Here is a 14,813-nt window from a genome sequence, read left to right as displayed (position 1 = left end):
CCCAATCACCCAATACCCTAATCACCCAGTCACCTACATCTCATCATGCCTGCTGCTTAGGCCGAATCTTCACGAACATGTACTTGGTGTTGGCCCAGTTGGCCACCGGATTGGTGTAGGGGTTCTCGGCCGTGGGGAACCCTTCCCAGTAGTACTCGTCGCAGACGGAGAAGACGTTGTAGGACATGATGGGCGTGATGGGCATCTCGTGGGCCGCCAGCTTGATGAACTCCTGGCCCAGTTCGATCCCCTTGGGGTCGTCGAAGTCCAGGCGTTGGATGGCCTCGATGATGCGATCCAACTCTGGATGCTTCCAGCGCATGCGGTTACGGCCCACCGCATTTTCGCCGGTCGGGCGGTAGAAGTCCGAGTGCCAGGACTCCAGGAAGAAGAAGAGATCGGGATGGCCGCCCCAGGTCTCGATGGTCCAGCCGAACTCGGCATCGAACTCGCCCAGCAGGGCCAGGCGGGCTCGCGAAGCATTATCGCGCACATCCAGGCTGGCGTCGATCCCGAATTCCTTCCAATTTTCCACGATCATGGCCGCGCCCCGGTTCATGACCGGCCGGGTTTCGCCTTCCGCCAGCAACGCGATCTTGAAGGGTTCGCCGTTGGGTAACAGCCACATGCCGTTGGCATCCCGGCTGCAGCCCGCCTGGAGCATGAGCCGTTCCGCCGCGTCCAGGTCATACTTCCACCAGCCGTAGCCGATGGCCTTGCGGATCTCGTTGACGTCGGTGGGCACCATGTCGCCCAGGGCTTTGCGGGCCTCATCGGCGATGCGCAGGCTGGCATCGGGGTCGTAGGGCTTGTAGGCCTCCCCGCCGATGTCCAGGGTAAAGTCGTGCAGCCAGTCCTGGAGTGGGTCGAAGTAGTACTGGGGATAGAGGCCGGTGGGCGGCACGTGGATGGCCGAGATGGTGGCGGCACCCCGATAGGAGGCCATGGCCACCCGCACGATGTCGATGGCCAGGGTCAACGCCCAACGGACATCCCGGTTGTTCAGGCCGGGCTTCTCGTTGTTGTAGATCACCGAGGGCAGGGTGGGATCCGGGTGTGCCCAGGGGAAGGACTTGAACCAACCGCGAGAGGTGGGGTTGGTACGGGCCAGGGTGATCATCCCCTCGGGCGCGATGTCGTGGATCACGTCCAGGTCGTGGCTGGTCTGCCCCATGACCTTCTTGTCGCTGGGGCCGGGGGCCACGTACATGGCATATTTGGGCGCCGGCATGCCAAAGCGGGCCAGGGTGGTGCGCTCCCAGTCCTCCCGCCGCTCCCAGAGGTACCAGTTGCCGTTGGGGTCGAAGTCCTTGAGGACGTACGGGCCCAGGCTGACCGGCGGGTTGAAGGTGAAGGCCACCACGTCTTCCTGCTGCTCGAAGATGTGCTTGGGCATCATGAAGCAGGCGCTCCAGCGGACGGTGAAGAGCCCGTGGAAGCGGGAGTTGGGCTCGGTGAGGTGGAAAACCACCGTGTAGTCGTCGGGCTTCTCCATGTGGTCCACATACTTGGCAAACTGGCCGGAGTAGGCCAGGCCCGGCGTGTTCTTTTGAATGTCCACCGTGTAGATGAGGTCATCCGCGGTGAACTCCACCCCGTCGCTCCAGTAGATGCCCTGGCGGAGCTTCACGGTCATCTGGGTGAAATCCTCGTTGTAGATGGGCTTCTCCGCGGCCAGGGAGTTGTCCCACACGCCGTCGATACCCGCGTCCGGGTCGATGTACCAGAGGGCATCCAGGGCCAGCTGCTGCAGGCCGGTGGAAGCGCTCTGGATCCCGGGGCGCCACCGGTTGAAGTCATCAGCAGGCACCACCCGGCCGGTGGGGTTCTCCAGGATGAGGGTTTCGGTACGGGGAACGCCGGGCGCCACCTCCGCTGCCCCCGCGCCGGCCGCGGGGGCAGCCTGCTGACCGGTGGTGGCGGCTGGGCCGGCGGCCGGCTGGGCACAGGCGGCCAATACGCCCCCTGCGGTGACGAGCCCCAGTTGGGCCAGAAAAGCGCGTCTGGAGTACTTGTAGGGTTGCATATGTCTCTCCTGCGTTCACTAATGCATTCAATAAATTGAATCGGAGCGGAACCGTAAGACAACGACCACAAAACTGGACCGAGGGGTGCACAGGCTGAAAGCGGCTCACTAAAACGTTTTATGCCAATGACCCGCAAACCGCGCCCAATTGGCATTCCAGGGTGGGATGTGCTAAAGTGAAATATTCTTATGGGATGTCACTGCAGGTTCAAGTTCGGAAATGGCCGTCCTTCCGCTGACGGGCAGGGCAGAAATCGGTGAAGCATTTGGCGGGAAAGTGAACGGCTGTTATAATCGTACTAAAATTTACTCAAATTGTCAAGTGAACTACGCCTAAATTTTATAAAATTTACTAAACCGTCGAGGGAAGTCCGTGGGAAAACAGAAGCCAAGTCTACGCGATATTGCCGAAGCCGCCAACGTCTCCATCTCTACGGTCTCGCTGGTCCTGAACAACCGGCCTGGCATCTCGGCTGAAACCCGGGAGCGGGTGCGGGCCGAGGCGCTGCGCCTGGGCTATCAGCCCTCGCCCCAGAGCCAGAACGGCAACAGCCAGACCATCGGGCTCCTCATCGAGCAGAGCTCCATGCCGGTGTTGCTGGATATCTTCTACGGGGACATCATTCGGGGATTCCAGGCGGAGGCGCAGCGGCTGGGCTATCACGTGCTTCTGCACATGTTTGATCGCGCCCACGAAGGGTTGGATGCCATTCAGAGCCAGCTGGCCAGCAAAGTCCAGGGGCTGGTGATTGCCAATGATGGCGACATCACGCCAGACATGGTGGTTCAGCTGGAGTCGGCCGAGCTGCCCCTGGTGCTGATCGAAAACCACATTGAGGGGCATCAGCTGCCCTGCGTCCTGGGCGACAATTTCACCGCGGGCTACACCGTCACCCGCCACCTGCTGGAGCTGGGACACCGGGAAATCGGGGTGTTGCGGGGGCCGGTCAAGTACAGCAGCCTGGTGGATCGCCTGCGGGGGGTGTGGGCAGCCGCCGGGGAGGCCGGCCTGCTCATCCCACCCGAGTGGATGCCCTATCCCACTTCAGGCCACCCCCAGAAGGGCTACCTCCAGATGAAGGAGATCCTGGCCCAGGAGAGGCGCCCCAGCGCGGTGGTGGCCATCAGCGACAAGACTGCCTTTGGCGCCATGGAGGCCATCCGAGAGGCCGGGTTGCATATCCCCCAGGACATCTCCATCGTCAGCATCGACGACGTGCGGGACAGTGCCTTCACCCGCCCGCCCCTCACCACCTTCCGCATTCCCAAACAGGAAATGGGTATCCTGGCCATGCAAAAGCTGCACCGGCTCATCCAGGGCCAGAACGAAATTCCGGTCAAAAGCATTGTCTACGGGGAGCTGATCGTGCGGGAGTCCTGCGCCAGCCCGTCCGCCTGAACTCCACTCCATCCATACCACAACCAAGCCCCTCCCGCGGACGCCGGGGAGGGGCTTTTATTAGCTGGATACCGGTTGCGGCGGGAAGATACCCGCGGCTACAGGTCTACGGCGAGGGCCGCCTCGCGTATGGGGTTCCCATTGGCCGGAGGACAGTGGGAGCTTTCACGCCTTGCGAAAGTGCCACTCCCGCACCTGGGCAATCGAGGGGCGACGCTGGCCGCTGGGCTGGCTGGATGCCGGCTCGATGACCGGCGCCGGCTCGCCGGCTTCCACCATGCGCCGGATGAGCCGCTCCCGCAGTTCGGCCTTGACCGCGTCGAAGGCGTCCAGCTCCACCAGGTTGACCAGCTCGTAGGGATCCGATTCCAGGTCGTAGAGGTACTGCTCCACGTAGCGCTCCGAGCCCGGGTCCCGGCTGCCGTGCTTGTCCGGTGCGTCCACCCCATACTTCCAGCGGTGGGTGCGCAGCGCCCGCCCCACCTGGGACTCGCTGATCTGGATGAAGACTTCCTGGGGCCAGTCGGCCGCCTGGCCCCGCAGCAGGGGCAGGATGGAACGCCCCTCCATGGTCTCGGGGATGGGCAGGCCGGCCGCGTCCAACAGGGTGGGCGGCAGGTCCACCAGGCTAACCAGCTGGTGGATGCGTCCGCCGCCGTCAAAGCCCGGGCCACAGAGCGCCGTGGGCACCCGGATGGCGCTCTCGTGGCAGGATCGCTTGTACTCGGCGTTGCGGGTCTTGAAGTGGTTGCCGTGGTCCGAAGTGAAGAGGACGATGGTCTGGTCGGAGAGATCCAGGCTCTTGAGCGCGTCCAGGAGCCGGCCCAGGGCTTCGTCCAGGCGCTTGACCATGCCGTAGTAGCCGCCCAGATGCTGGGCCGACGAGCCCCCCAGCGCGGCCAGGTCCGGCGGTGTCCAACGGCCGGTGTACATCTCCCGGTAGCCGTCGGGCGGCGGGTAGTCGTCCACGTGATTCTGGTGGTGGGGCTCCAGGTAGGAGATGAAGAGGAAGAAGGGCTCCTCCTGGTGGGCGTCGATGTAGCGGATGGCGGCGTCGGTGAGCGCGTCCACCCGGTAGCCGGGCAGCTTGACCGGGTGGCCCTCGTTGTCGAAGAGCACCGTGTCGTAGGCATCGGAGGTGAACTCCAGCAGGTTGGCCGCCAGCCAGTAGTCGTAGCCGCCTCGCTCCTCCGGCGGCACTGGATCCCGGCTGCCCAGGTGCCACTTGCCGATGTAGCCGGTGGCGTAGCCGGCCTGGCCAAAACACTTGGCCAGGGTCACCGCATCCTGGGCCAGGGGGACGCCGTTGTGGAAGACGCCGGTGTTGGTGGCGTACATGCCCGTCTGCAGGCAGGAGCGGGCCGGGCCGCAGACCGGCTGGCAGGTAAACGCGTAGTGGACGTGGGTGCCCCGCTGGGCCATGCGGTCGAAGTTGGGCGTCAGGCCCAGGGGGTTGCCGTGGATGCCGGTGGTGTCCCAGCGCTGCTGGTCGGTGAAGAAGACGATGACGTTGGGTCGGTCGGAACGGGATTTGGACATGGTGGTACCTTTCAGGCTGTCTGGAAGAAAGGCGCAGGAAATGGATGTCGATAGTCAAGATGATACACGGGATGGGGAAGATGGAAAAACAACCGGGTGCGAGGGACACAGACGATGCTGCGCCCTTCGCACCCGTATTCCCTTTCCGGATGGGCCAGGATCCTGGCTCGCCCCTGGGCTTGCCTCAGGAAGAGCGGGCGAAGAGGGGATCCGCCTCCTCCTTGATCATCTGGGCCACGGTAGCTGCGTCGTTGGTGCCGCTCCAGAGCAGGTCCATCTTGGGGTTGTAGATGCGCTGGGTGATCTCCGGCCAGAGGACGTGAACCGGATCCCGCACCACGTACTCCTGGGCCTGGGCGAAGGCCCGGGCATTCTTGGGCGGCTTCTCCGGATCCAGGAACGCATCCGACAGGACCACCGAAAGGCGGGAAGGCGTGGTCGCGCCCACAGAGACCTCGTCCAGCTCGGCTTCCGGGCTGGAGATGTGCTTCAGGAATTCCCAGACCACGTCGGGGTGTTTGGTGGCGGCGGCGCCGGCCCAGCCCGTTCCACCACCGCCCGTGCCCCGGCGTTCGGCCTTGCCCAGGGGCAGGGTGGCCACGTCCCAGCGGAAGGTCTCGATGGTGCGGAAGAGATTGACCGCAGAGGGGTTGGTGAGCATGATGCCCACCCGGCCGGTGGCGAAGAGGTCGAAGCCACCCAACTCCGATTCCAGATCCGGCCGGGGTGCGACTTCGTACTTGTACATCAGGTCCTGCAGGAACTGCAACGCCTCCACGGAGGCCTCGTCCGTCAGGGCGCAGTCGGTGGCCACGCCCCGTTCGTCCTTGTGGACCAGCGCGCCGCCGTTGCAGTAGAGCCAGGATGCCCAGGGGCGCTGGCCCCGGTTCACCAGGAAGCCCCATTGCTCGGTGCGATCGCCGCTGCGCTTGGTGAGCCGCTGGGCCATATCCAGGAAGACCTCGAAGGTGAAGGTCTTGTCTTCCCAGTCGGCAGGCGGCGGCTCGATGCCGGCCTCTTCCAGCAGGTCCAGGTTGTAGAAGAGGTTCTGGTTGCCGTAGTCCCGGGGTAGGGCATAGGTCTTGCCTTCCCAGCGATAGAGCTCCACCGCATCCGGCCGGAAGTCGCTCAGGTCGTAGTTGTCCCGGGCGATGTAGTCATCCAACTGCAGGTGCATGTTCTTCTCGGCCACGGTGATGATGGGCGTGACCTCCTGCAGGTAGCGGTAGACATCGGCCGGGGTGCCGGCGGCGAAGAGGGTCTGGATCTTGGTGGTGTAGTCTTGAGGGATGGGCTGGTGATCGACCTTCACGTTGGGATGGGCCTCCATGAACTCCTGGGCCCACTTGTTGCGCACCTGGACGTGGCCCTCGTTGATGGTGTCCACGATGAAGGTGATGGTGATGGGTTCGGCGCTGGCCTGGCTGGTCTCCTCTCCGCCTGTACTCTGGCCCGCCTGGGGCGCTGCGGCCGGCGCGCAGGCGGCCAGGCCAACCACGCCGGCGGTGGCTACGGTCAGGTTCCGCAGAAAGTCCCGTCGGGTCAGGCGATGGCGATTCTTCATCTTTTCCTCCTTGGTTTGATGCGAACAATTCACAGACAGACGGCCCATGCCAGCCCATCAGACCGTCCAGGGTATGGTATACATTGGCGGCTGGTCCAGGGGATACATGAATCCGGTCAGGGCCTATGATTTCACGCCGGTGAAGACAATTCCCTGCATGAAATACTTCTGGGCGGCGAAGAAGAGCACCAGCACCGGCAGCATGGTCAGCAAGGAAGCTGCCATCAGCAGGTGCCAGCTGGTGCTGGCTTCGCCCTGGAACATGCGCAGGCCCAGGGCCAGGGTGAACTTCTCCGGGCTCTGCAAGTAGATGAGGGGGAGGAGAAATTCATTCCACGTCCCGTTGAACACGAAGATGACCACGATGATCACGGCGGGCTTGGCCATGGGCATGATGATGCGGGAGTAGACGCCCCAACTGGAGCAGCCGTCGATGCGGGCCGCGTCGTCCAGATCCCGGGGCAGGGTCATGAAAAACTGGCGCACCAGGAAGGTCAACCAGGGGCCGCCGAAAAAGGCCGGCAGCACCAGGGGCAGGTAGGTGTTGATCCAGCCCAATTCCTTGAAGAGGATAAACTGGGGGATCAACGTCACATGGGGCGGCAGCATCATGGTGGAAAGCATAACCAGGAACATGAAATCCCGCCCCCACCAGCGCAGCCGGGCAAAGGCAAAGGCCACCAGGGTAATGGAGATCACCTTGCCGATGATGGTCAACACGGTGATCAGGGTGGTGTTATAGAGGTATTGGAAGAATGGGATGGCCGTGACGGCCTCGGCATAGTTCTGCCACTGGATTTCGCTGGGCAGCCACTTGGGCGGGAACAAAAAGACTTCACCCGGGGTCTTCAACGAGGTGGAAATGGTCCATGCCAGGGGGATGAACATCAACACCACCCCGCTGAGAAGCAACAGGTGCACCACCAGATGCCCCAGCAGACGACGCTGGCGCATGGTAAAACGGGTGGACACCGACCGGGTCTGTTGTGCAGGCGCTTGCGCGACGGACATGGCTTATCTCCCTCTCTCTTCGCCTTCGTAGTAGACCCACAGGTTGGAGGAGCGGTAGACGATCAGGGTTAGCACCAGGATGTAGAGGAAGAGCACCCAGGCCAGGGCACTGGCGTAGCCCATGCGGAAGTATTGGAAGGCGTTGCGATACAGGTAGAGCAAGAAGAAGAGGGTGGCGTTGTTGGGGCCGCCGTTGGTCATGATGTATGCCTGGGTGAAGACCTGGAGCGCGCCGATGATGCCGGTCACCAGCTGGAAGAAGAGCACCGGCGTCATCATGGGCAGGGTGATGTGCCAGAAACGCTCCCATCCCCGGGCGCCGTCCACCTCCGCCGCCTCGTAGAGGTCGGTGGGGATGCCCTGCAGGCCGGCCAGGTAGATGATGGCCCCCGCGCCCACGCCCCACAGGCTCATGAGGATCAGGGACGGCAGCGCCCAGTTGGGATCCCCCAGCCAGCTCGGCCCCCGGATGCCCAGGTAGGAGAGGAGGGCGTTGAAGAGCCCAAACTCGGTGGAGAAGAGCCAGCGCCACAACAGCGCCACCGCCACACCCGACAACACTGAGGGCAGGTAAAAGGCCGTCCGGTAGAAGCGAAGTCCAATGATGCGGGTATTCAACAGCAGGGCCAGGGCCAGGCCAAAGATGATGTGGAGTGGCACGCTGATGAAGGCGTAGTTGGTGGTGACGATCAAGGATTTGGCCACCAGCTCGTCATGGAACATGCCCTGGATGTTGGCCAGCCCCACCCAGCGAGGCGACGAGATGAGATCCCACTCGGTAAAGGCGATGATCAGGGATGCCACCATGGGCCCCAGGGTCCAGAGGATAAAGCCCACGATCCAGGGAGAGGCGAAGAGCCAGCCCTCGATGTTACGGCGAAAGGCCCTGCGGACACCCCGGGAAAAGGGTTGCGCGCCCACCCCATGGGGCGCCGAACTAGCAGCAGATGTCACATGAAACCTCCAGATCCATGTCGGACAGGTTCGGATTCGCACATCAGGCGGACAGCCGGAGAGCGCCCGGCGGCACCGACCAGTTGGATAGGCAGAAGGGGGAATGGTAAGATAGACCAGAAACTACGGGATTCACCCCTGTATTGTGCCCGATGGATCCAAATGGACACAATCCCTTTTGTGCCAAAAAAGTGACAACCTTTCCCGCCATGCACCCTTTCACGCCAGACGAGCTCGCCCATCATATCCGGACCGCCCTGGCCCACCTCTACGACCAGGCCTATCTCCAGAACCACCCCCTGGCCGCATACCTGGAGGACGACGCCCGGGGCGATCAGGTGAGCCGGGCCCAACAGCTCCGCCGCACCCTGCTGGATCTCATCGAATTGCTCCGCCCCCAGAGCCGCTCCGATGTGCCGCCCGAGGCCACCCGGGCCTACGCCATCCTCACCTACCGCTACGTGGATGGCCTCTCCATGGAAGAGATCGCGGACAAGCTGAGCCTGAGCCGGCGCCAGGCCTACCGGGAACATGCCAAGGGCATCGAAGCCCTGGCCAGCCTCTTCCAGGAGCAGGCCAGGCCCGCCCCTGTCCCGGCTTCCCCCGCCAACGGGGACCGGCTGGCCGTGGCCCAGGCCGAGGTGGATCGGCTGCGCCAGAACGCCCACCTGGAGATGGTGGCCCTGGACCAGGTGCTGGCCGGCGTGGGCGAGCTGCTGAGCCCCCGCCTGCAGCAGACCGGCAGCCAGCTCCTCTTCCCGCCTCCCCAGGTGTGGCCGCCAGTCCTGGCTGACCGCACCCTCCTGCGCCAGGCCCTGCTGAACCTCCTCAGCCAGGCGCTGGATGCGGTGCCCCCCCGGGCCACCATCCAGATCCAGGTCGCCACGTCCCAGGAAACGGTCTGCCTTCGAATCCGCGCCCAGGGGGAAGCCGCTCCAGAGGAGGCCACCCCGCGGAGCCGGGCCGGGGTGGGCATGGCTGTGGCCCGCAACCTCATCGAAGCCCAAAATGGCCAGCTCACCGTCCAGCGTGAGGCCAATGTCTGGCACGCCCAGGTCCATTTGCCCACCGCGGTGCTGCCCACGGTGCTGGTGGTGGACGACAACGAAGGGCTGGTTCGCCTCTTCCAGCGCTACCTGGGCGGCTACCGGGTTCGGGTGGCGGGCGCGACCAGCGGTCCCCAGGCCCTTGCCCTGGCCGCCGAGCTCCAGCCCCAGTTGGTCCTGCTGGATCTGATGTTGCCTCAACAAGATGGGTGGGAGATTTTGAAGGAACTCCAGCGCTCGCCCCAGACCCGCGAGATCCCCGTGGCCGTCTGCTCGGTGCTCAACGAGGTGGAGCTGGCCATGGCCATGGGCGCCCGGGACTACATCACCAAGCCGGTCAGCCAGCAGGCGCTGCTAGAGCTGCTGCGGCGCTGGTTGGGGAGACTGCATCAGGCCGGGTAAGGGTGGCCAGCTGGGCCTGCAACAGGTGGAGAAGTTCGGTCAGGGAAAAACCGGTGGAGCGCTGCAGCCGAAACTCCCCCCGCATGGGCGCCAGCTCCTGCTCCACGCTGCGCACCGACACCACGATGATGGCCGTGCCGGCCAGGGACTGCTCCTGGGTCACGGCTTCCACGATGGAGTAGCCGCTCACCTCCGGCATGACCAGATCCAGAAAGATCACATCCGGGCGCTGGGCCCGGGCCACGGCCAGCCCTTCCCGCCCGCCAAAGGCCTCGAAGACCCGCAAGTTCGGGTCGATGGCCTTGAGCATGCGCGCGATCAGGCGCACCACGTGGGGGTCGTCGTCCACCACCAGGGCCGTCCGTGGGGGCCGGGGGAGGCGAGCCAGCGCCGCAGCCAGGTCGTCCCGCATGACCGGCTTGGGCAGATAATCGGTGGCGCCCATGAGCAGGCCCACGTGGTGGACACTGGGCAGGGGGCAGGAAAGGATGGGAATGGGGAGCTGTTCGCCCAACCGTTGGAGCAGCTCTGGCCACTGCTCCCGCCAGCGCCGGTCCACCAGGATCAGGTCGGGCAACTGCTGCCGCAGCCGCCGGTTGGCCTCCTCGGGCGAGAGGGCCAGTTCAAAGCGGTAGCCGGGCAGATGGCGCTGGAAGAGATTCAGGACCCGCTCGTCGTCGTGGAGTACCAGCACCTCCGGCTGGCCGTCCCGGCGGGGATGCACCGGGCTGCTCAGGCGGACGGCGGAGAGGGCCTCCAGCGCGGCATGCTCGGGCAAGGGCAGGGTAAAGTGGACTCGAGTGCCCCGGCCCACCTGGCTTTCGATGCCCATCTGGCCACCGTGAAGCTCCACAAATTTCTTGCTCACAGCCAGCCCCAGCCCCGTCCCCTCGGTGAGATGTTCCTCGTCCAGGCGGCTGAAGGCTTCGAAGGCCTTGTGAAGCTTGGCCGGGTCGATGCCCCGCCCCGTGTCCTCCACCCAGATCCGTAATGCATCCTCGCCCTGCTCCACCGCCACCCGCACCCAGCCGGCATCGGTGTAGCGCATGGCGTTGGTCAACAGATTCAGCAGCACCTGGCGGATGCGGGTGCGGTCCAGCTCCACAGGCAGGGAGGGGGCGGGAAAGCAGAGATCCAGCCGCAGGCCCCGGGCCTCGGCCAATCCCCGCACCATCTCCGCCGCCTCCTGCACCACCGCCACCAGGTCCACCCGCTCCTTGTGGATGACCATGCGGCCGGCCTCGATCTGGGAGAGGTCCAGCACGTCGTTGATCAGGTCCAGCAGGTGGCGGGCGCTGCGGTAGATGGCCATCACATCCCCCCGATACTCCCGGGGCAGGGTCACGCCGCCGTAGCTTTCCGGCGCGGTGGCCATCATCTCGGCGAAGCCCACGATCAGGTTCAGGGGAGTGCGCAGCTCGTGGCTGACATTGGCCACGAAGTCGGACTTGAAGCGGTAGGCCCGTTCGGCCGCTTCCTGGGCAAAGATCAGGGCCCGGTTGGCCCGTTCCAGCCGGGCGTAGGCGATGTCCAGGCTACGGAGCACGCCCTGGAGCTCGGCCCGGTGGGCACGGGCCTCCTCTGCGTTGCGCCGGGACGCCAGGAACATGGTGAGGGCCCAGTCCAGGGCGGTGAAGAGGCGCTGGGCGCTCAGCCAGGCGGTCATGGCGGTGAAGAGGAGCATGGCCGTGGGCATGGCCAGTGTTGTCCAGGGCAGGCCCCACTGCCAGCCCAGCACCAGGATCGTGCCGGCGGCCAACAGGGTGAGCCCGCCCATGGCCGGCGCCCCGGCCAGCACTGCAGCCACCAGGATCACCTGCAGGTAGAGGTAGAAGAAGGCTGCCTGGTGGAAGCTGACCACGTAGAGGGTGACCGCCAGCCAGAGGCCGACCAGCAGGGTGCCCACGGCCAGGTTGTAGCGACGTCGGATCTGCCAGAAGCAGAAGGCGCTGCTGCCGGCAATGAGAAAAAAGGCCCCGTAGGCGGGGCCTGTGTGGGCTGGCCAGAAGAGGACCAGATACGCAGTCCAGAGCCAGCAGAGCAGGTTGAGGGCCGGCAACAGCCGGGTCAACGAATCGGCCGCCAAATCCTGGAAGACCTGGTTCACTTCTGCCTGCATGGCGCTCCGGGCAGGGTTCACCATGGCCATCTTCCTCCTTTCATCCAGCCCGCTCCTCCTTGTCCTTCCCCGCGGGGGCGGCCTCAGCGGTTATCGCCGTCCCCCCGGATCACGCCCCGCTCCAGTCGAGAGAAGAGCTTGACGAGGTTCGCTTCGGCCACCTCTTCCAGGGTCAGATCCAGCTCGGTGCAGATCTGGGCCAGATACCAGAGGACGTCGCCCAGTTCCTGCTTGAGGGCTTCTCGATCCGCCGGGCTGATCTGCCCTCCTTTGTCCCGGAAGATCTTCTTGATTTTACCCGCCACTTCGCCCGCCTCGTTGACCAGCCCCAGGGTGGGGTAGACGATGGGATGGTCGGTGTGGATCAGGTTCCAGGTACGGCGGGATTCGGTCTGGTAGCGGTTGAAGGTCTCGATTTTCATGGTTCTCCTTCTCTAAGTTGGCCGGGGAGTCGATCCCTACGCCAGCGCATTATACATGACACCATAAGCCGGCGAAAGCCCCCGACACAGATTCAAAGGCACAGATTGAAATCTGCGCCTGGCGAGGACCAAACCGGCTGGAAGCCGGTTCAGCCGGCGCGTGCCAACCTGCTTCAGCAGGTTTGTTGACACGGAGCGGACCCCGGCACAGATTAAAATCTGCGCCTGGCGGAGACCAAACCGGCTGGAAGCCGGTTCAGCCGACGCGTGCCAACCTGCTTCAGCAGGTTTGTTTACACGGAGCCTGGGGATTCATCCCCTGGCTCGAGCGAGATCCCCGCCGATCCGCCGATCGGGCATATTTCATATTTGTCGGTGCAGAATGTAGGGACAGGGCTTGCCCTGTCCGTGGCTTGCCCTGTCCGGCGTGGACGGGCGCAGCAAGCAGCGCCCCTACGGCCGCGTCCCATGGGCGGACTCTGACGGTCTTGAACTATACCCCCGCCGATCCCGCCGATCGACAGGTTGACAAATCCCTCCTTTTCAATTACCCTATACTGGTATAGACCAGATAGGTGCACCCCATCTGGCGCTCGACTTCGGGAGCTCAACCCGGGAATTCACCCATCGGTTTCGTGATTGTTTTGGGATGAACCGTGATCGCCCACGGTAAGAACCATGTCCATTGACCCGAACAGCGCGACCCCGCTGTACATCCAGATCAAAGATCGCCTGCAGGAACAGATCGAAGCCGGCGCCTTCGAGGCCGGGGAGCGCCTGCCTTCCGAGCGAGAACTGGCCCAGATGTACTCGGTCAGCCGCATGACCGCCCGGCAGGCCCTCCAGCTCCTGCAGCAGACCGGGCTGGTCCTGACCCGGGTGGGCAAAGGGACCTACGTCAACCCCAAGATCCACCAGGATCTCCAGGCGCTGACCAGCTTCACCCAGGAAATGGTCAGCCGGGGACTGGTGCCCTCCAGTCGAGTGCTGCTGGCCGAGCTGCAACCCGCCCACCACGAGGTGGCAGTCAACCTGGGCATCGATCCCGGCGACGAGGTGGTGGTCCTCCAGCGGATCCGCTGCGCCAACGAAAAGCCCATCGCGCTGGAAACGGCCCACCTGGCCCATGCCCGCTTCCCCGGGATTCTCAACGACCATGACTTTGCCCGGGTGTCCCTCTACCAGGTCCTGCAGGGGACATATGGGGTTCGCCTGAGCTGGGCCAGCCAGGTGATCGCGGCCCGCATGCCCACCCCCTTCGAACGGCGGGCCCTGGAGATGCCGTCCGGCACGCCGGTGCTGAGCCTGGCCCGGGTCTCCTACGACAGCAACGACCGTCCGGTGGAATACGTGCGCTCCTGCTACCACGGGGAGCGCTACGAGCTGCGCACCACCCTGCGTTGACCGGCCGCCGGCCCACCCCCATGGCCGACGTGAAGCTATTGCCAGCCACAGGGGCGCACCAGAGAGATCCCATCGTCCATTGTCATCGCCATCCCAGAAGGAGAAATCGGCGCTGTGCCTTCCACGTCGACACCCACGTTAAACGGAGCCGCCCAGTACATGGCGGCGATACAGGCCACCCTGCAACAGATCGCGGAGTCCCAGGCGGCGGCCCTGGACGCGGCCGCCACCGCCATTGTGGACGCCTTCCGGGCGGACGGTATGCTCTACCTCTTCGGCACCGGCCATTCCCACCTGCTGGCCGAAGAAGGCCACTACCGGGCCGGCGGCCTGGCCCCGGTCTGCCCCATCCTCTCCAGCGCCACCATGTTGCACGAAAGCGCGGTGACCAGCACCCGCTTTGAGCGGACCAGCGGCATCGGGGCCGCCCTGTTGGAGCGCTATCCCATCAGCAACCGGGACGTGATCATGATCTTCTCCAACAGCGGGGTCAACGCAGTCCCGGTGGAAGTGGCCCTGGCGGCCCGGGAGCGGGGCATGACGGTCATTGCCGTAGTGGCAGCAGCCTATGCGGCCAGGGTACCGGCGGGCCCCAGCGGCCACAAGCTGGCCGACCTGGCCCACATCGTCATCGACAACCATGGCGTGCCCGGCGACGCCCTGGTGCCCATCGGCACGGCCCGACGTTTTCGCACCGGCCCCGGCTCCACCATCACCGGCGCCTTCATCCTCAACGCCATCCTGACCGAAGTGGCCTGGCGCCTGGACGCCATGGGCATGGAGCCGCCCGTCTACATCAGTGCCAACATGCCGGGCGCGGCCGAGCACAACGCCGGCCTGGTGGCCCGCTTTCGCAGCCGGAACCCCCACCTGTAGCGGCCTGTCCCATTTCCTGGCCGCCCCAGGTATGCCAGGGCCGTCACCAGC

11 protein-coding genes are annotated in these 14,813 nt (G+C 64.6%); 4 read left to right on the top strand and 7 right to left on the bottom strand.

Going from position 1 to position 14,813, the window contains the following annotated elements; all coding sequences use genetic code 11:
* Positions 1–43 precede the first annotated feature (43 nt).
* Positions 44–2,026 (bottom strand): ABC transporter substrate-binding protein, encoded by a 1,983-nt coding sequence (locus tag FKZ61_RS16890; RefSeq protein ID WP_141611308.1) that lies wholly within the window; start codon positions 2,024–2,026, stop codon positions 44–46.
* Between the two features lie 373 nt (positions 2,027–2,399).
* Between FKZ61_RS16890 and FKZ61_RS16885 the strand changes: the two genes are divergently transcribed.
* Complete coding sequence (locus FKZ61_RS16885; RefSeq protein WP_141611307.1) at positions 2,400–3,425, top strand: LacI family DNA-binding transcriptional regulator; 1,026 nt, start codon at positions 2,400–2,402, stop codon at positions 3,423–3,425.
* 165 nt (positions 3,426–3,590) lie between these two features.
* Here FKZ61_RS16885 and FKZ61_RS16880 read toward each other — a convergent pair whose 3' ends face one another.
* The 4 genes from FKZ61_RS16880 to FKZ61_RS16865 all read right to left on the bottom strand — a co-directional run bounded on the left by FKZ61_RS16880 (position 3,591) and on the right by FKZ61_RS16865 (position 8,493).
* Positions 3,591–4,964, bottom strand: a complete 1,374-nt coding sequence (locus tag FKZ61_RS16880; protein WP_141611306.1) for a sulfatase-like hydrolase/transferase — start codon at positions 4,962–4,964, stop codon at positions 3,591–3,593.
* Positions 4,965–5,148: 184 nt separating this feature from the next.
* Positions 5,149–6,528: an ABC transporter substrate-binding protein gene (locus FKZ61_RS16875; RefSeq protein WP_170199872.1), complete on the bottom strand. Its 1,380-nt coding sequence runs from the start codon at positions 6,526–6,528 to the stop codon at positions 5,149–5,151.
* A 123-nt stretch (positions 6,529–6,651) separates the two neighbouring features.
* Positions 6,652–7,539 carry a carbohydrate ABC transporter permease gene (locus FKZ61_RS16870; protein WP_211358604.1) on the bottom strand — a complete coding sequence of 296 codons (888 nt, stop codon included), beginning with the start codon at positions 7,537–7,539 and terminating at the stop codon, positions 6,652–6,654.
* Positions 7,540–7,542: 3 nt separating this feature from the next.
* The gene (locus tag FKZ61_RS16865) at positions 7,543–8,493 is read right to left on the bottom strand and encodes a carbohydrate ABC transporter permease (RefSeq protein WP_229964296.1); all 951 of its coding nucleotides are present in this window, start codon (positions 8,491–8,493) and stop codon (positions 7,543–7,545) included.
* A 191-nt stretch (positions 8,494–8,684) separates the two neighbouring features.
* Here FKZ61_RS16865 and FKZ61_RS24335 point away from each other — a divergent pair, with 191 nt between their 5' ends.
* Positions 8,685–9,941, top strand: coding sequence for a response regulator (locus FKZ61_RS24335; protein WP_141611304.1), 1,257 nt, complete (start codon positions 8,685–8,687; stop codon positions 9,939–9,941).
* Here FKZ61_RS24335 and FKZ61_RS16855 read toward each other — a convergent pair.
* Entirely contained in the window at positions 9,877–12,090 is a 2,214-nt protein-coding gene (locus tag FKZ61_RS16855) for an ATP-binding protein (RefSeq protein ID WP_141611303.1), read from the bottom strand. The genes FKZ61_RS24335 and FKZ61_RS16855 overlap by 65 nt on opposite strands.
* A 53-nt stretch (positions 12,091–12,143) precedes the next feature.
* On the bottom strand, positions 12,144–12,482 hold the full coding sequence (locus FKZ61_RS16850; protein WP_141611302.1) for a nucleoside triphosphate pyrophosphohydrolase family protein: 339 nt from the start codon (positions 12,480–12,482) through the stop codon (positions 12,144–12,146).
* 678 nt (positions 12,483–13,160) lie between these two features.
* Here FKZ61_RS16850 and phnF point away from each other — a divergent pair.
* On the top strand, positions 13,161–13,886 hold the full coding sequence (phnF, locus tag FKZ61_RS16845; protein WP_141611301.1) for a phosphonate metabolism transcriptional regulator PhnF: 726 nt from the start codon (positions 13,161–13,163) through the stop codon (positions 13,884–13,886).
* 159 nt (positions 13,887–14,045) lie between these two features.
* The gene (locus FKZ61_RS16840; RefSeq protein WP_141611300.1) at positions 14,046–14,762 is read left to right on the top strand and encodes an SIS domain-containing protein; all 717 of its coding nucleotides are present in this window, start codon (positions 14,046–14,048) and stop codon (positions 14,760–14,762) included.
* The last annotated feature ends 51 nt before the right edge of the window (positions 14,763–14,813 follow it).

The organism is Litorilinea aerophila (genome assembly GCF_006569185.2).
Classification (GTDB): domain Bacteria; phylum Chloroflexota; class Anaerolineae; order Caldilineales; family Caldilineaceae; genus Litorilinea; species Litorilinea aerophila.
The sequence above is the reverse complement of the archived record's forward strand: the minus strand, read 5'-3'. Positions and strand labels throughout refer to the sequence as shown.